The sequence below is a fragment of the Bacillus sp. JAS24-2 genome, assembly GCF_008274905.1.
Lineage (GTDB): Bacteria > Bacillota > Bacilli > Bacillales > Bacillaceae_G > Bacillus_A > Bacillus_A cereus.
Genome location: NZ_CP031069.1, coordinates 232,717 through 250,130, shown reverse-complemented (window position 1 = coordinate 250,130; position 17,414 = coordinate 232,717). Strand labels below are relative to the sequence as shown.

Genomic DNA, 17,414 nt, shown 5'->3' with positions numbered 1-17,414 from the left:
TTACATAAATTTGAAACTTTCGTGCATACTATGTTTACTCCTTAAATTCATAGATGTAATGTTCTTATGGCAGTTAGCTTTTGCTAACTGCTTTTTATTATTAAGTATGTTCCAAAATGATGAATTCCTAACTATTAGGTTAGCTCGTGCTATCTACAAAAGGAGTTTGACGTTTTACTTAAATCTCCTAAAGATACTCTACTCATATATTTTCCAATAAAAAAGGAGATATATATAATCTCCCTTTCTAATCCATAAACTATATAATTAACGAGTGAATCCACCGCCAAGTTGTTGTTCAGCCATTGCTACTAGACGTTTTGTGATTTCACCACCAACAGATCCGTTTGAACGGGCTGTTGCGTCTGCACCAGGTTGTACACCAAACCCTTGTGCCATTTCATATTTTATTTGATCGATTGCACTTTCAGCACCACGAACTAATAATTCGTTACAGCTTCCACTATTATTGTTTGCCATTATTACGTATATTCGTTAAATTTCATGTCCATACTGTTTAGAGAAGGTATTCCATGCCATTCGGATTGACCTCCAGCACATGATAAGTTTATAACCGTTCCTATAATTAGGAACGGTCTTATTTCATTAAACTGTCCTTTTTAATTACAGTCACTGTTTTTTTGATAAGCATTACTACACAGTTTCTTCTGTTCAAGATACATTTTCACTAAAATCATTCAAATTCCCTTCACTATTTGATACATATGTTTCATATAATCGTTTTTTATATTCATTCATACTATTAAACCATAGTCTTTCATTTTTATAACTTTTACACTTAATTCTAATACGCCTTTATTTGCATGATTAGCATGTGCAGCTTCATGTTTCTCCAAAATAGCTTGTATTCCGCTCCATCTAAATAAATTAAAAGTTATAGCATGTTTTTGAATTAGGATCTGAAAAGCTCATTGAAAATTTATTAATTCCAATGAGGGCTCGTGACTTGCCAGGTGTTGGGGGACTTGAAACATCTTTGTATCTTTTCTTTAAAGAAATGAAAAAAGATGTTTCAGTAGCCCTTTCAGGAGAATCAGCAGATGAAGTTTTTTCTGGATATCCTTGGTTCCATCAAGAAGAGTTTTTAAAAGCGGATATTTTCCCTTGGAATGTAAACTATTTTTATATTACAGAAATTTTATCAGAAGACTTAAAAACAAAAATAAATCCTATCGACTATCAAAAACAACGTTTTCAAGAAGCTGTACATGAAATACCCTTTTTAGAAGGAGAAAATGATTTACAAGCAAAACAACGTCAAATGTCTTATATGTTTATTACACGCTTCCTACCTTTTATGCTAGAGAGAAAAGATCGTAGCATGATGACAGGTTTTGAAGTACGTGTTCCATTTTGTGACTATCGACTGGTTGAATATCTCTGGAATGTACCGTTTGAAATAAAAAGTATCGATAATATTGAAAAGGGAATTTTACGTCGAGCTTTCCAGACTGTTCTTCCCACAGATGTATGTTATCGTAAAAAAAGTGCATATCCAAGTACAAAAGATAACGCCTATTTACAAGGAATTAGTGTATGGATGCTAGATGTATTAAACGATAATACCTCTCCTATTCTACCTCTTATTAACGTAGAAAAGGTTCGTTCAATTGCACTAGGTACAGATGAAATCATTACTGGTAATGAGACTAGAGGCTTAATTGATTATCTACTTCAAGTAAATAGCTGGCTTCAAGAATATCAAATTAAACTTATCTAAAATATATTTGATAGATAGCAAAGTAACATTTTATATATGTCGAACAATTAAGATGGATTCCTACCATCCCTTGTTCGAAGCCTATTCACTGGGCTGTAACCCTTCACGCTCCTTGAGGAAGGAGTCTTCTTAGCTAAAATGATAAAAACCGTAAAGACTAGAAATCCTTACGGTTTTTATTTGGATTATTTACATGCGTTGCATATTCGGATCTATATAGTTATTCTAAATCACTTTATTTTTAAAAATTTAACTTCATTAGATTTATTTAATTGTAGCCTCCACTTTTATTTGTTCTTTTTGGGTATTGTTATCTATAGCTATATATATTTTTTCAATTTTATAGACGGTATTTCTTGGCAATAATAATTCGTATTGCCCTGGATACGCAGTCAAGTCATCTGAATTCATATAAGCACCATGATTCCCAGAGCCTACCTTAAATTCTGTCATAACTGGTCTTGTTTTGGCATATCCGGCATCAATAAGTATAGAAGTACTTATATATCCAAATTCTGTTATTGTTTTTCCTTGGAATTTTTTTTGTATTTCCTTGAATTTCTCCCTATCAACCTTGCCATTTTTTATTATGGAATTATCATACTCCTTTCCAAAAATCCATACATCATCCCCTCGATACACTTTTATATTGTCATTCACTTTTGCCTCTTTTCTATTTAATGCTTTATCTAAGGATTCAATTTTTTTCTTCATTGTAGGATCAGAATCTAATTTACCCGCATGCGTTCTTAAGAATTCATTATACGGCCTTGCATTTTTTGTATAATCTCTTATGGCAGATTTCTCTTCTTTACTCCACTTACTAAATTGTTTTTTTCCCCAAGCATCAGCTTCTTCTTTGTTTGTACACAGCTTATATTTGTCTACATTATTACAGTCCTTGGGCTTTGACGGTATATTTCCTATATATTTTGATGTAAATTGAAATGTCACATTATCGTTTGGCTCGGTCATCGCAAATGTAGAGGTAGTACCACCAAATACAGTTAAACCTAATGATAGAATAGTAGCTATAGCTAGACTTTGTTTTTTCATACTAAAACTCCTCTTATTCTGTATTTTTTAAAAATAAAGCTTTCGATTCTCCAAAACTATGTTTATATAGATCTGTAGAGCTATCATGACTATAAACTTTGACAAATGGGTAACATAGTCATAAAACAATAGAAAAGTATTATTATAGAAATAGTATTCAATTCAAGGAATAAACTACCCCATTAGAACTCGTGCCTTAATAGTTATTCCTATAATTTACCCCTAGTTATTTATTGTATATAAAGTGAAGTGCGCATTGTATTGAATGGGAAATTAATAGAGGTTTTTTGATATTCAAATGTCCCCTGTTGATGTCCAGATGCATCCCACTTATAATACCAACCAACAATTGGGTTGCCGCCAATTACAGTTGATCCAATACTCTTTACTGCTGAACCATTCATTTTTGCAATCGGATTTTGTCCATATCCAATTTCTTTTGTGTAAATATATAGGTAACTTCCCCCATGGTTTCTTGTTGTACTAAAGCTATTAGTATTGATTATCTCTACCCCACCTTGCTCAGACTCTACTTGTACAACATTTAAGGAAGACAATGGTGCTGCAGGACCAGCAGATGCCTCTGTTGCCATTCCTAAACCTACAAATGCAGTGATTGCTAACGATGAAATCCCTAATGCTACTTTTTTAAACATAATAAGATCCCTTCCCTCCATTTATTGTATATCATCACAAACATAACTTTGTTTCCTAAATATGTAAATAACTTGAAGTTTTAGAAATATAAAATAGAATATTCTGTTTTATATTTCTACAGCTTTATCAACACAAGAGATAGGATCTTCGCCTTTTTACGTAGATCGTATTATAGGCATGTCTAATTGTTCATCTATTTTTAGGAAAACTCTTTTTCGTTCTTTCTTTACCATATTCCACTAACTGAATTTGAAACACACCCGAATCCTGAATTCCTAACACATTCATTTCTTCTCTAAATGAACGCCAAGACTCTACCTTTATTGATTTTTCTTGGCCATTTCTTAATAGGGTAGCACGCACATTTTAACGTTTCTATACTCTAAGTGATTCTCAAAACTCAATAACACAATTTGAATTGAGATTTTGATTTAAAGATGAGTGTTGAGACACTATTCAAGATATTTTCAGCATATTTTAGGTTGAAATTCATTCGTCTCAAATACCTACGTTTTTGAGACTTCTTTATGCTTTCTATTTGTATTTGATAATTAAAAAAATCTAAAATATACATAAACTTGCACATTTTAGAATTATTATTTTTATTTTTTATTAGGGTAAAGATACTCCTTTGCGACAGAAAGATGGTCAAGAGATTTCATCCGAAAAAAAATCGTGTATAATAGTTGAAGAATCCATTTCGATGTATAGAACACTATACCATTCGAAATAACATCAGAATCTAGGAGGGATATAATGAACGATACGCTGGATCTATTTCGTTACCATGTTTGGGCTAATAAAAGAGTTTTTGATCATTTAAAGAAACTTCCTGATGATCTGTACCGTAGACCATTAAAAAGTGTATTTCCTACTATCAGCGACGCATTAGCACATATCTATTCTGTGGATAACACTTGGATAAGCATAATGTCCCATGAAAGTCCTGAGGACATTTATGCTGCAATGACGAGCTCGCGTGAAGAGGTAAACGATGCCACGCTCGATGCATTTGAGGCTTACTATGATAAAATAGCGGCTCGATATGAAGAGTTTATTTTGAACCATCAATCTGATTTAGAGACAATATCTGAGTACCCGCTTAAATTCGGTGTGTTGCGGGCTAATTACAACGATCTCATTAGGCACGTGGTTAATCACGGCACATATCATCGTGGTAACATTACTGCAATGCTTAGACAAATGGATTATGAAGGTATTTCCACAGACTATGGATTTTACCTTTTTGAACTGAAACGATGAACACTCCTTCGGGAGTGTTTCTTTATAAAGATCGTTCTCGATTTGTTTCCAAAGTATTTTCTCCTGTATTTTCTTCACGTTTCCAATCGTTACATATAAATCTAGGGCGAATTGATGCCCATCTACGATATTCGTAATTTTAATCCCTTAGCGTATATTTTCGTTAACATGTAGTCTTAACGTACAGAATCCACGAAATGTTGGTTCTACCCCATCGCCATCAAGTTAAAATTTTATAGTACCCCCAGAACGAAATTTTGTACTAACTTTTAACAAAAAAGTCCATTTTTTCGTTTTGGGGTCAATCTGTTTTCTTAGCTTGATAGGCATGTGGTGCTACCATTATTAGAAATTAAACATTTTTATTGTGGCTATACGTAAGACAATACGTAAGACAGTTTCTGGTCTTTTCATCTGATAATTATTCCTTTCTAATTCAAAATAAATATCTCGTAATTTCTCCACCTACAGAACTATTTACATGTGAGAATTCCTCAAACCCAAATATCTCCTAATTCACTGGCTATCTCTATGCTATCTACCAAATAACAGGTGAAATTATAAACTCATTTCTTTACTAATTATTATCTATTTATATTTCCGCATGAATAAAACCTTATTTAATTATATAAAAAATACATAATTAAATAAGGTTTGAAGAGTTTCAAATTCACAATAACAGATCTGCAAATGAGGTACCTACATTATTTTCTCGTTTCATGTGCTTTTCTAAATAAATCTTTGTCGTTTGAATGTTTTCATGCCCCAATGTTTGCATTAAATGATATAAATCTGCATTTCCTTGTTCAACTGCCATGATTGCAAAAGCATGACGGAATGTATGTGCCGTTACTGGATTTTCACGATACTGTAGAAACTCTAAGTTTGTCTTTTTTATCATATCTGTTACTTGATTCGATAGTGTTTTAGAGTTATAAGTATTTCCTCTTTGATTTATAAATAACGGACTATCATCCCCTTTTTCCAATACCGTTTGGCATCCCCTTCTCCGCCTCATTTCACAAATACACTGGTATAAGTGTTCCGAAATGAAAAGTTCACGCACTTTATCCCCTTTTCCAGTAACTTTTAACCAGTACTTTCCGTCATAATGTAAATCCTTCACTCTCGCGTTGCACAATTCTTGAATTCTTGCACCAGTACTTGCCAGGGCAAGTAAAATTGTATAGTTTACTAAATGTCCTCTTTCTTTATAAAACCCTAAAATTTTCATAACCTCATCATAGGATAGATCCCGATTTGGCCGATCCTGCTCATTTACATTTGCGCGCTGCAGTTCTTCATGAAGAGGTTTTTCAATATAAGAAAATACATGAAGATGTTTTAGAAAAGAACGAATGAGCACTGTTTTCTTTGCAAGTGTTGCGACTGCATATGTGTCACCATTCCTACCGTTCTCTACCCGTTTCAACCAAGAATTGTATTTACGAATATGCCAAGGTTGCAATATTTTCAATAAAGATTCCTTTTTCTGTACCTCTTCCCCATTCAATTCAAATTCTTCTGCATGCTGCACCATGCACTGACAAAATGATACGATTTCTGAGATATAACTCTTTTTCGTATCCTCTTTTCTATTCTTCTTCTCATCCATATCTTTTTGTAAATGTACGAAATGATAAATGACTTCTATGTCACTTAAATACGTATATTTACTTTTCCCCTCTTTTTCCGCAACCTCCATCTTCTCTTCCACCTTATCTACATAACTATTGTTATGCAGAAATGGAACGATATCTCTTATATTCTCTACATATGTATCTATATACTCACTTTGATTGTTTATAATTGATAAATTTTCTTTTACATATTTATTATTCATATTTAGTATTAACCACTCCTATTGAAGATTATGAATATAATTATCTTTAGTACTTATAATTATTATTTTATTTTACTTCTATTAATTATACAAATGATAATTCATTTTCTTTCTGTAAGAACGTTATATTCTTCTTCATTTACTTATATTTATATTTTTTATAATTTATTAATAAATAGATATTATTTAAAAGTTAATTATTTAAAATTCATAGTGATTCTATAATGAAAATAACTATAAAAATCCATTAACATATAAATTGAATGAAAAATATCTTAAAACCATAACTATAAATACAATATTTAATAAAATCTATTTCTTATTTTAAATATAAATCAGATTCTGATATGATATATATATACCTAAAATATTAGTAAACGATAGTTATGGAGGTGTCCTTTCATGACACAAGATTTATTGTTCATTACAAAACCTACTGTAACGACAAAAGAGGCAGCCGACTTATTAGGAGTAACGGTACAAACAATTTTAAAAAAAGAAAAAGATGGATTAATAGAATGTGTATATAAAGATAACTGGAAGCAATTCGGTAGTAAGATTTTCTATTTAGAGGATATTGAACGTTTAAAAAATAAAAATGAGGTTAAAGGCCTTAGCACGAAAGAAGTAGCTGAAATTCTTAATGTTGCACCATCTACTATCTTTACATACATCAAATCTGGAAAATTACCCGCGACAATGGTAGAAAAACGAGGAAAACAAGTATATATTATTGATGAGGAAGAGCTAGAGATTTTTATGCTTGATTATGAAAAAACTAAAACAAAAGAGCGAAAAACATTTATTACTAAGATTCAAGATGAAGATATATATTTATATCAATTATTAAAACATCTACACACTGGAAAAACCGCTAGGGTAATAGAGATTAATGGAGGAGACGGCAAGATTCTTACAGAGGACGAAGAAATTTTCCCTCTATCCACTTATAAGGAACATGATTACTCCTTTGAACCTTTCAATAAAAAAGCGGTAATTACTAAACGAGGGTATTTATCTTTTTCATTTAAAAAACCTCAATTATTTAATTCCATTACTTATAATTTAATAAACTTATTTTATAAGGAGCTAGGTGTCACAAATATGCGATTGAGTATTTCATCAGATACTATTAAATTAGAAATTAAGCCTTTCGTATTACAAGTAGATCCATTGCAGTTTCAAGAGGAGATTAAGTACTTACATTCTCATATGAAATCTGGCACGATCCTTCCACATGTAGAAGGTATTTACTTTAAAAGTAATGTAGAGCCATTAACTTTTCATGTAGATCATCAATTCAAGCAAAAAGTAGTTCAGATGGCAGCCAGTGCTGGTATGGGGCAGGAAGAATTCTTATTGCAAGCTGTAAAATCTTATATAAAAAATTTAGAATAGCAATAAATTTGGTATCAAATAAAAAAAGTGTAGAAATAAAACCTTTCTACACTTTTTTTGTTACTTAACTAAATATAATTTCTCTTATTGAAATTTCTAATAACCTTATTCAAAATTACAAAAGAAACAATATATTACATCTTTTATTGTGAATAAGATCAACTTTTAATTTACCATAATTTTATTATGGATAATAAGTTAACTGTATAGTTTATAAACTATTAATTCTTTATGGTGAAATCATTTTCTTATTTTAGATTTTCTTGTTTTGGTACAATTTTAATAGATCTCTTACTAATTCGTATAAGCATGCCAAAAGAGAGAAAGATAAAAAATCCTCCAAATATAGCAAATACAACTGTAGGATTGAAATTTGCTAATAATAATCCCGAAACAACTGGTCCTACAGCCATTCCCATATATCTAATAAAGTTAAACATTCCCATTGCACTTCCTCTATTATGTTCAAATTCATTTGCAATCATAGTAGCAAATAAAAATAAAAATGGAAACGGAAAGGTTAACCATTGTTATAGATACTTGGAATGAATCCCGAATTATCGAGATTATTGGAGAATAAATATTTTGGTTTAAAGAAGCGAAAAAAGCACTCCTTTTCAAAGAGTGCTTAAACACTTTATGTCTATTGAACAATTAAAATGGCTCCTTCTCCTCCCTTGTACGAAGGCAATTCATCCCCCACCTATTCATTTCGCATTCCTTGAGGAGGGATTCTTCTTAGCTGAAATGATAAAAAAGAATACTTCCCTCAAATAAATACAATAATTGCAAAGATACTACAATCATTTTATTGCAATATCCTTTATCCTTATGGTAAGAAACCTTCTTATGCTCATATTTTGTAGTTATTAAATTATAAGCTACTTAAGGGTATAAGATATCACTATATTTATAGAAAAGGAATGAGTAAATATCCTGAAGTAATTATTAAAGTTTACTTTACAATACCATTGCTGTTTTATCCTCTAACTGGTAAAGGAAAAATACAATTTCACTTATAAAAATGGTAGCACTCTATAATATATTTTTAAAAATGATCTTATCAACATACATAGTTTTATAATTTTTATTCAAATAATAATTAAAATACACGTTAGGGAGAAAAAATTTAAATGTCTATTTACAAAGAAAATGCTAACCTTTTAAAGGCAATATCACATTCAATAAGGATCAAAATAGTCATAGAACTTAATAAAAGGGGTCCATGCACTGTAAATCAAATTGTGGAATTTTTAGAAAAGCCTCAGTCTACTACATCTCAACATCTAGCTATAATGAAATCTCAAAAAATACTAGCTAGTAATCGAAAAAGAAATCAGGTTTATTATAGTGTACAAAATAAAAAAATAAACACTCTTATAGAAGTATTAGTAGGGCAAAATATTGATAAATTTAGTAAGTGAAATTACTTAATCAGGCGAAGATTACCAAAAATTTTTGGAGTTAAATATTCCATTTCAATTTTAAGTAAGGAAGAGAAATTCATGGAAAATAAAATAAGAGTAGGTACAATTATTCAAATTTTTTCTGAGGAAAGACTAAATGGGATATACATTGTATCCAAACTATCAATAGATCGTTTAATTCAAGATAAATATGCTTTAATTGGTACGAATGGACATCACTTTTTAAATATGTATTTTAGTAGCTTAGAAGATTTAAAACTACAATTGGAACTAGAAGATTCTTGGAGAATTTTAAATATAAATGTTGAAAAATTACTTTTAGAAAAGGCTTCTGAAGAACAACTGAAAGAAATTATTATGAATCACTCTAAAAATAATATGATTATTGATCAATGGAATATTGAAAAAGAATATAGTTCAATTTATAAATTAGAAGATGTAATAAGAAACTTTATTAATGGTCTTTCTGGAAGGTATGGATTCTTAAAAAATACTAAGATAAAAAGGAAGAAAAATATTCAAATTTATTATAAAGGAGATTTATTTTTAGATATCGGAATTAAATTAGAAATTCGTATTGAACTTATAAATAATGAAAAAAAGCAAACTCAAATTTGGATATGTAAAGCAAAACTAATTTCATGAGCTGCTTACTACTTAGTAAAACTTAAATTAGAAGGTTTTTAAGAATAACGATATAATCACCATTATCTTATCCAGCTCTGTCTGTAGAATTCCTACAATGAGAACAGATATATCTTGTGCATTGACTCATCATGAACTACACTAGCTTAATTTTTATAACTTCGTCAAGACTGGGACATTAAAAGGCTGTATCGTTTACAATTACAATAATTTTTCTGTAACTCCATATCTTCAATTGTCAAAGAAGAATCTGTGCAAGTATATAGTAGATAAGCATTTTAACTTATACCAGCCGACATCTTCCTCCTATTTACTGGTGTTATTACACCCTCACACCAATTAAGGGGGAAGTCTTCTGTCGGTAAAAGAAAAAAGCATAAATGTATATTATGAAAAGTGATACTTTTGTTCCATGCCTAAAGGCGGACGAAAGTCCGTTATGGACTTTCCCGTACCGCGAAATCTGTAATGTACTCAAGCTTATTTGTTACTTCTGGTGCATCTATTAGCTTTGTAAAAAGAATTTACATTTTATACTATGAATAGATGTATAAAAGCATATTCTTTCACATAGAAATACGGATTTTCTTATGACACACATTCATTCCTAATGAACTACGTTGAGTATAGCTTTCACATAATATATTTAGATTACAGTATGTTTTTCACGATATTGTTTCGGTGTCATCATCGTTATTTTTTTAAACACTCTGGTGAAGTAACTTTGATCATTAAAGTTAAGCCACAGACAAATATCTGTTAAGGAATAGGAAGTTAAGGTTAGTAATTTTTTTGCTTCTTCAATCCGTTCTCTTTGAATGTACAGACTCAAGGGAATGCCTACTTCTTTTTTAAATAATTTAGATAAATAGGTTGGATTAACTCCTAAAAAATCAGCAAGCTCATTTAGTGAAATTTCATGGTAGATATTATTGCTTACGTAATTTAAGCATGCGGTAATCGTATTTGAATACCTTTTTGTCTTGTATTCTTTTACACGATCGGCAAACGTACATAAGGCATCTTCTATCAAACGATTAACAGAATACATGTTGTCTAACTGTTCAAGCGTTTGTATGTATAAAACACTAAGAGAAAATGCAATATCTGATGGTAAATTTCCAGCAATCGCATACCTTGTAGCTAATGTAATAGCAATAATCCCATTATTTTTTTGATTTCTCAGTTGATTTCCTTGAGATGTGATTCCTGCCTCTTCTTGAGGGAAAGAATACGCATATTTGATTACGCTTTCTTTATTCCCTTCTTTTATTTGTGAAAAAAACTTCTGTTCTAAAGCAATATTATAATTATCAGGATTATCTTGTCGACGTTTGGAAATATATAAATCTGGATTCACCATTTTATAAGGTTTCTCTTCTAACAATTTATTTTTTTTCCAAACGGTATCGATATCTAATCTTTCTTGAAAAATCATGTAATGTAAGAAAATCCCTATATGAAGTAACGTCATTTTTTTCATCTCAAGTAGAGATTGATAGTAGGACAAGCCTTCCTGCATCTTCTCACTTGCGTGAAAGGCTTTTACAAGCTTTCCTGCCATTTCATCTGTTACTTTTGGATAAGTAGTTGGTCCAATGACAATCGTTCCTTTTATCCCTTCATGATTTTTAATCCGAATTAAAACAAAGTTTTCTAAGTAATGGTTTCCTCTAAAAATCGGAAAATTATAAGGATCATTTTCTTGATACAATGCCTGAAAATGTTCTTCCTTGTTTGCATAAAATGGGCTATTTGTATCATAGCAAGTAAAAGAATGGGAAATTTCTCCCTCCTCCGAAAGAAAATATACAGGTACATAAAATGTGTTATGGACGAGCTTACATAAGTACTCTATATCAATATTTTTCATGCTTATCCTCCTTTTAATTGAAAATATTTACATTTCACATAGTATACACATTTGTATACTATGTGAAATTTTACTGAAAAATTTTACTATAAATCTTTAAAAAAGTATACTTTAAAGTACTACTTGAGATAAAAGGCAGATAATCAGAATAATAGAATATTTGAAAATTTCAAAAACCGAAGAAGTTCTTTTCCTAAAATATAGTATTTAACCTTTTAGGAAAAGAATCTCTTTATCTTATATTTTTAATGAATAGAAAGGCTACTTTCTTCTTAACAGGCCAAATAAAGCAATAAATATCACTACAATTCCTATAACAATAAAACTTATTGTTTTTACAAAATCTTGCTTTTGATTTTCCTTAATCTTAATCATACTTTCTGTACCGTTTTCTTTTACTTCATTATTTACTCTTTCTCCATAAACGAGTAAACGATATTTACTTGAAGTATACGGTTCACAAGTAAGCAGTGTAGCCTTGTCTTTTCCTTTTATAATAGCGAGTTTTTCAACTTGGCTAGGAAGTATCACTTCGTGACCTGTTACTTGATAAGTTAATTCTTCTCCTAAAATACGAATATAGAATTTATCTCCCTTTTGCAGTTGATCTAAATGTCGAAACATTTTCGCCCCATGATAACCACGATGTCCTGCTAAGACGGTATGCGTATCCTGTCCACCTATAGGAAAAGATGTTCCACCAATTTGACCAACTCCCATGCTCAGATGTTCCTGAGTTGCTCCTAAGTAAATAGGAAGTTCTTCATTAATTTTCGGAATGATGACTGTACCTAGTACATCATCTTTCTTAATATAATTTACAAAGGTTTCATTTTTCCTATCATTACTATTAAAAGGATCTTGCATAGAAAAAGATAGTCCTTTTAAGGACTCATTATAGGCTTGCATAACTTTATATTTGTTGCGTAAATCCTCACCTCTTAATTTTTCTACTCGCTTCTCATAATTAATTATTTCTATTTCATATACACGTTGATTCACATAATTTGAAACAGTTGGATATAGAAAGATGCTAAATCCAAGAATAAACAATGTTGCACTAAGTAACATCTTTTTCATATTTTCACCACACACTTTAACTCTATTTACTTTCTAATTTTTTCTTTCCCCTTCTCATTAGGAATAAGAAGACACTCATAAATAGTATACCGATTGCTACAATAGGAGACTCTGAATGATTTTCACTTGGTTTCTCTTTCCCTGTTGCTTCATATGGGACACGATGCCCTTTCACTAATAATCGATGCGTATTTACACTATATGGTGTACAAGTCAACAATGTGGCATAATCCTGATCATTTACAACCAATAAAACCCTTGTTTCACTTGATAATACAACTTTAATTTGATTAACTTGATACGCAAGAACATTATCTACAGAATGAATATAAAATATATCAGACTCCTTCATTTTATCTAAATCTGTAAACAGTAATGCCGAAGGTAGGCCTCGATGCCCTGTTAATACAGTATGTGTTCCTTTTCCTTACGGGTAAGGACGATTTATCTAAATGCCCTACTTAGAGGAATATGGTGTTCTTACAGAAAGGCATATATTTAAGATTAATTAACTATAAGAAAATAAATTTCATACATTCAGTACCTATTCTTATGGCTTTCTACTTCAAACTCTTTCGGATATATTTCTTTTAACATCTTAGATGAACTGCATTTCCAATATTTATTAAAGGGTGTAGTCAATTTATTTTGCTTCATCCATTTTCTCACTCCCATTTTTAATAACTGTGAAATGGATACCTCTGTTTTATCTATTTCATCTTTAATTATTTTTATCGCTTTCCCTTTTTCCCAGAATTTATTCGGTGCTACTTTTAATTCCCACTCTTTAAATTGATTTGGGTACGCCTCATTTAGTAGTTTATAAGGGCTATCTGACCAGAATCTCATGAGTGGTGTCCTCAACCCATTATTTACAATCCACTTCAAACTGTAATGTTTCTTTATATCTTCCTGAGACATGCCTTTTTCTTTGATAATCTGCTTAAAAATTTTTATATTCCTTTCTTTATTATTCCAAAATTCCTTTGGAACTCTTTTCAATTCCCATTCTCTAATTCGATTTGGATATGTTTCATTTAACATCTGATAAATATTGCTGTCCCAATACTTCAGAAGTGGCGTACTTAAATTTCGTTCTCTTAACCACTCTCTACTATACACATTAAGTAAGCATGTTGGTGTTAATTTTTCTTTTTCCTCAATCCACCATCGTAAAGCCATGAAACTTTTTTCCTTTGTCCAAAAATTCTTAGGAACATTTTTTAATTCCCATTCTTTAAATCGATTTGGGTATGCTGCATTTAACATTTGATACGGACTATCATGAAAATACTTTGAACAGGCCCAACCTAACTTGTTTTTAATCAACCAATTCAAATCATAATTCTCTAGTAATTGAAACTCTGTTAATCTTTCTTTCTCTTCAATAATCTTCTTTAGAATTTCCAAACTTTTTTCCTTTGTCCAAAATCGCCTAGGAGTATGCTTCAACTCCCAGGCTTCAAATCGATTCGGATAAGCTGCGTTTAACATTTCATATGGACTACTTCGATAACTTTGCATTACACTAGTTAATTTAAATTTTTGAATGAGATGTTGATTCCACTTCTCTTTAATATCCTCATCGTTCCATTTTAAAATCTCTTCAATTAAATATTTTGTTACCCTCTGTTTTAATTGTCCATCTACATCTCTGCTCCATGTACCAGGAGGAAAGCTTTTCCTTCTTCCGTCCAATATTTCTTGATATATTTCTTCGATTGTTATAGCCAATCAATATTCACTCTCTTTCTACACTTTCTCCCTGATCCTCATTTAAATAAAGTACATCGTAGATTATCTATTAATCCGTAAGCTCACATCTTTACAAATTTAATGATTTAACTCGTTTGCTTTTTCTTTCTAATTTTTATCAAAACCAGAAGTATGACTGCTACTAAAACGGCAACTATTGAGGCAATCATTTTCCAATCTTCTAACACAGATGGTGCTGAAGCGACTACTTTTTCTTTTTCCTTCGGTTCATAGGGAATGCTGTGCCCTCTTACTAATAATCGATGTGTATTCACTCCATAAGGCGTACAAGTCAGTAATGTTACATAATCCTGATCATTTACAATGAGCAAATCTTCTGTTTCACTTGGTAATACAACTTTAATCTGATCCACTTGATAAGCTAGGACTTTATCTAGAGAATGGATATAGAAAACATCAGATTCCTTCATTTTATCTAAATCTGTAAACAATACTGCCGAAGGCAAACCTCGATGTCCTGTTAATACAGTATGCGTTCCTTTTCCTCCTACTGGCAAAGAAGATTTGTCTAGGTGACCAACTCCGCGGCTTAAAACTTCCTCAGAAGTTCCTGGATAAATAGGGAGTTTTACCTTGATTTTAGGAATTTCCACATACCCCATCACATCACCGATGTTGAGTGCATCCGCATAGGATTTCCCACCAGTCTTCTCTTTTTCTACGAATGGATCTGCAAATGTTTGATTCGAATGTTGAACTTGTTTATTGTACGCATCCGCTTCTTTTTCCCGACGTTCTATCTCTTTCTTTTGCAGTGCTTTTACTTTTTTATCATAAGAACTAACCTGGGAATAATGTGCTCGAGTTGCTAACCAGTTACTAATTGTTGGATATAAAAAGATTCCTAATCCTAATATAAAGATACATCCAAAAATAATATTCCGTTTCATAGTGACTCCTTTACCGTGTACTGATATAGAGAAAAGAGGAGAAGCAAATGGCCCTCCTCTTTTCACATGTAACTATTATAAGTATGAAGTTGTAAATAATTAGTTATTTACTGTTTTTTTTCTGAAGAAAACAAATGCTGCTGCAGCCATTAGTAATAGACCTACTACAGTGAAGAGAACTGTGCCCATACCACCTGTTGTTGGAAGAACCCAACCACTCTTATTGTTTTCTACATTTAATTTAATTGCTTGGTGATCTGCATCCACTGTTACATCAATTGCATCTTTTAATAATTGGTAAGAACCTGTTGTACCATCTTCTTTTTTATACGTTGGTGCTTTTGTTTCAACGATTTGGTAGTTACCGTAAGGAATGTTATTCCATTGGATGACACCATTTGCATCTGATACACCTTTTACTTCTTTACCTTCTACTACAACTACTTTACCGTCTTTGTCACGTAATTCAAATTCCGCACCTTGTAACGTTTTGTTATCTGCACCATCAACTTTTGTTAAAGCAATGTTACCTGTTGTTACCGTAACCGTTGTAGGTTTAGATTCTTTTTCACCTGTTACATCATTTTTGTTCGTGAAATCAATGTTTGCTTTGTTTTGAATTTGTGTTCCCGCTGGGAAGCCTTCTTTAATTTTTGTTGCAATTTGTAAATGTAATTGTTTTTTGCCATCTAATTTTGTAAAGTCTTTCACTGTAGCTGTTACTTTTTGACCATCTACAACTACTTCTACTACACTTGCATCTACTTCTACGCCATCAATTTTAACAATTGGTGTACCTACAATCGTTAACTTATCATCTAGAACGTCTTTTACAACATAGTTTTTGTACTCTTTAATATCCTCTGGAATTAAAGTTTTAATATCGTAAGTATGTTCTTTGTTTGGGTTCATTGGTGCATTTTCTGAATCCCCATTAATCTTTTTATCAATTGTTGGTTCTTCAAAGTTTTTAATTGCTACTGGTACGATAGCACCAGACGTAATTGTACCATCCGCATTTACTGTACCTGATTCTGTAATCGAAAACGCATGTTTCGTTGGATCAATCACATATCCAGTTGGTGCTTTCGTTTCTTGGAAGTAATATTTACCATACTCTAAACCTTGTACACGGATTTTACCGTCTGCACCTGATACTAATCCTTTTTGAACTTCTGTACCATCTTCTTTAAATACAGAGAATTCTGCACCTGCTAATACTTTATCGCCAGCGCCTGTTTTTGTTAATTCTACAGCACCACGTTTGATTTCATTCTTTGGATACATATGAACATCATAGTTTAAGCCTTTACCCTCTTTATCTGTCATTGGGATATCAACTGTATACGTGTTTGGATTTAAATTAACATGTGCTGGACCAGCAATTTCTTTTACTTCATAACGTCCTAATGGTAGATCTGGGAATACAGCTTGACCATTTGCATCTGTTGTTACTTGAATTGATTTTGCATTTATAACTGGTGTTACGCTTTCTTTTGCGATTGTTCCATCATTTGTGATTTTCTCAAATGATGCAATTTGTTTAATTTCAAATGTTACACCTGGTAATGCTTTTGCATCTGCAGGAACAGTTTGGCTTGAAGAACCGTCACCTTCCGCACCTGGAGCTCCATTTTTTTCTTGCTCATACTTATGAATTGTTAATGTACCTGTGCTTCTTGAAGCCGCATTTGCAAATGTGCTAGGCATCATAGCAAATGTGAATACAAGGATTAATAGCATACTAAATAGTTTTTTCATTTAT

14 protein-coding genes and 3 pseudogenes are annotated in these 17,414 nt (G+C 31.5%); 5 read left to right on the top strand and 12 right to left on the bottom strand.

Annotation, left to right across the window (positions count from 1 at the left end):
* Nucleotides 1-267 precede the first annotated feature (267 nt).
* Nucleotides 268-480, bottom strand: a complete 213-nt coding sequence (locus DN407_RS28245) for an alpha/beta-type small acid-soluble spore protein (RefSeq protein ID WP_149216902.1) — start codon at nucleotides 478-480, stop codon at nucleotides 268-270.
* A 421-nt stretch (nucleotides 481-901) separates the two neighbouring features.
* Here DN407_RS28245 and DN407_RS28240 point away from each other — a divergent pair.
* Nucleotides 902-1,741, top strand: a pseudogene (locus tag DN407_RS28240) (asparagine synthase-related protein); the annotation flags it as partial.
* A 264-nt stretch (nucleotides 1,742-2,005) separates the two neighbouring features.
* Here DN407_RS28240 and DN407_RS28235 read toward each other — a convergent pair.
* Both DN407_RS28235 and DN407_RS28230 read right to left on the bottom strand, forming a co-directional pair.
* Entirely contained in the window at nucleotides 2,006-2,797 is a 792-nt protein-coding gene (locus DN407_RS28235) for an ADP-ribosyltransferase (protein ID WP_149216901.1), read from the bottom strand.
* 230 nt (nucleotides 2,798-3,027) lie between these two features.
* On the bottom strand, nucleotides 3,028-3,453 hold the full coding sequence (locus DN407_RS28230; protein WP_149216900.1) for a DUF4879 domain-containing protein: 426 nt from the start codon (nucleotides 3,451-3,453) through the stop codon (nucleotides 3,028-3,030).
* A gap of 757 nt (nucleotides 3,454-4,210) precedes the next feature.
* Here DN407_RS28230 and DN407_RS28225 point away from each other — a divergent pair.
* Entirely contained in the window at nucleotides 4,211-4,717 is a 507-nt protein-coding gene (locus tag DN407_RS28225) for a DinB family protein (protein WP_001000186.1), read from the top strand.
* A 670-nt stretch (nucleotides 4,718-5,387) separates the two neighbouring features.
* On the opposite strand, the gene DN407_RS28220 is transcribed toward DN407_RS28225, so the two are convergent.
* A complete protein-coding gene (locus DN407_RS28220) occupies nucleotides 5,388-6,560 on the bottom strand; it encodes a tyrosine-type recombinase/integrase (RefSeq protein WP_149216899.1) in 1,173 nt (390 codons plus the stop codon).
* Between the two features lie 402 nt (nucleotides 6,561-6,962).
* Between DN407_RS28220 and DN407_RS28210 the strand changes: the two genes are divergently transcribed.
* Nucleotides 6,963-7,958, top strand: coding sequence for a helix-turn-helix domain-containing protein (locus DN407_RS28210; RefSeq protein WP_149216897.1), 996 nt, complete (start codon nucleotides 6,963-6,965; stop codon nucleotides 7,956-7,958).
* 248 nt (nucleotides 7,959-8,206) lie between these two features.
* Here the strand turns inward: DN407_RS28210 and DN407_RS28205 are convergent, their stop codons facing one another.
* Both DN407_RS28205 and DN407_RS33000 read right to left on the bottom strand, forming a co-directional pair.
* Nucleotides 8,207-8,404 carry a hypothetical protein gene (locus tag DN407_RS28205; RefSeq protein WP_481748647.1) on the bottom strand — a complete coding sequence of 66 codons (198 nt, stop codon included), beginning with the start codon at nucleotides 8,402-8,404 and terminating at the stop codon, nucleotides 8,207-8,209.
* 46 nt (nucleotides 8,405-8,450) lie between these two features.
* Nucleotides 8,451-8,612: pseudogene (locus tag DN407_RS33000) on the bottom strand (MFS transporter); the annotation flags it as partial.
* A 479-nt stretch (nucleotides 8,613-9,091) separates the two neighbouring features.
* Between DN407_RS33000 and DN407_RS28200 the strand changes: the two are divergent.
* Both DN407_RS28200 and DN407_RS28195 read left to right on the top strand, forming a co-directional pair.
* A complete protein-coding gene (locus tag DN407_RS28200) occupies nucleotides 9,092-9,382 on the top strand; it encodes an ArsR/SmtB family transcription factor (RefSeq protein ID WP_149216896.1) in 291 nt (96 codons plus the stop codon).
* A gap of 81 nt (nucleotides 9,383-9,463) precedes the next feature.
* Nucleotides 9,464-10,030, top strand: coding sequence for a hypothetical protein (locus tag DN407_RS28195; RefSeq protein WP_149216895.1), 567 nt, complete (start codon nucleotides 9,464-9,466; stop codon nucleotides 10,028-10,030).
* A 646-nt stretch (nucleotides 10,031-10,676) separates the two neighbouring features.
* On the opposite strand, the gene DN407_RS28190 is transcribed toward DN407_RS28195, so the two are convergent.
* From DN407_RS28190 to DN407_RS28165, 6 genes and pseudogenes are all read right to left on the bottom strand, one after another.
* Nucleotides 10,677-11,903 (bottom strand): helix-turn-helix domain-containing protein, encoded by a 1,227-nt coding sequence (locus DN407_RS28190; protein ID WP_149216894.1) that lies wholly within the window; start codon nucleotides 11,901-11,903, stop codon nucleotides 10,677-10,679.
* A gap of 261 nt (nucleotides 11,904-12,164) precedes the next feature.
* Nucleotides 12,165-12,983 carry a class C sortase gene (locus DN407_RS28185; protein WP_149216893.1) on the bottom strand — a complete coding sequence of 273 codons (819 nt, stop codon included), beginning with the start codon at nucleotides 12,981-12,983 and terminating at the stop codon, nucleotides 12,165-12,167.
* A gap of 22 nt (nucleotides 12,984-13,005) precedes the next feature.
* Nucleotides 13,006-13,444 (bottom strand): annotated as a pseudogene (locus DN407_RS28180) (sortase); the annotation flags it as partial.
* 76 nt (nucleotides 13,445-13,520) lie between these two features.
* Complete coding sequence (locus tag DN407_RS28175) at nucleotides 13,521-14,717, bottom strand: DUF4046 domain-containing protein (protein ID WP_149216892.1); 1,197 nt, start codon at nucleotides 14,715-14,717, stop codon at nucleotides 13,521-13,523.
* Nucleotides 14,718-14,824: 107 nt separating this feature from the next.
* Nucleotides 14,825-15,649 carry a class C sortase gene (locus tag DN407_RS28170; RefSeq protein ID WP_149216891.1) on the bottom strand — a complete coding sequence of 275 codons (825 nt, stop codon included), beginning with the start codon at nucleotides 15,647-15,649 and terminating at the stop codon, nucleotides 14,825-14,827.
* A 99-nt stretch (nucleotides 15,650-15,748) separates the two neighbouring features.
* Nucleotides 15,749-17,410, bottom strand: coding sequence for a SpaH/EbpB family LPXTG-anchored major pilin (locus tag DN407_RS28165; RefSeq protein ID WP_149216890.1), 1,662 nt, complete (start codon nucleotides 17,408-17,410; stop codon nucleotides 15,749-15,751).
* Between the last annotated feature and the right edge of the window lie 4 nt (nucleotides 17,411-17,414).

Coding starts and splice junctions, on each gene's coding strand:
- DN407_RS28235 (WP_149216901.1), bottom strand. CDS start 2,797: ATGAAAAAACAAAGTCTAGCTATAGCTACTATTCTATCATTAGGTTTA.
- DN407_RS28200 (WP_149216896.1), top strand. CDS start 9,092: ATGTCTATTTACAAAGAAAATGCTAACCTTTTAAAGGCAATATCACAT.
- DN407_RS28190 (WP_149216894.1), bottom strand. CDS start 11,903: ATGAAAAATATTGATATAGAGTACTTATGTAAGCTCGTCCATAACACA.
- DN407_RS28185 (WP_149216893.1), bottom strand. CDS start 12,983: ATGAAAAAGATGTTACTTAGTGCAACATTGTTTATTCTTGGATTTAGC.
- DN407_RS28210 (WP_149216897.1), top strand. CDS start 6,963: ATGACACAAGATTTATTGTTCATTACAAAACCTACTGTAACGACAAAA.
- DN407_RS28230 (WP_149216900.1), bottom strand. CDS start 3,453: ATGTTTAAAAAAGTAGCATTAGGGATTTCATCGTTAGCAATCACTGCA.
- DN407_RS28170 (WP_149216891.1), bottom strand. CDS start 15,649: ATGAAACGGAATATTATTTTTGGATGTATCTTTATATTAGGATTAGGA.
- DN407_RS28245 (WP_149216902.1), bottom strand. CDS start 480: ATGGCAAACAATAATAGTGGAAGCTGTAACGAATTATTAGTTCGTGGT.
- DN407_RS28205 (WP_481748647.1), bottom strand. CDS start 8,404: ATGGGAATGTTTAACTTTATTAGATATATGGGAATGGCTGTAGGACCA.
- DN407_RS28195 (WP_149216895.1), top strand. CDS start 9,464: ATGGAAAATAAAATAAGAGTAGGTACAATTATTCAAATTTTTTCTGAG.
- DN407_RS28225 (WP_001000186.1), top strand. CDS start 4,211: ATGAACGATACGCTGGATCTATTTCGTTACCATGTTTGGGCTAATAAA.
- DN407_RS28165 (WP_149216890.1), bottom strand. CDS start 17,410: ATGAAAAAACTATTTAGTATGCTATTAATCCTTGTATTCACATTTGCT.
- DN407_RS28220 (WP_149216899.1), bottom strand. CDS start 6,560: ATGAATAATAAATATGTAAAAGAAAATTTATCAATTATAAACAATCAA.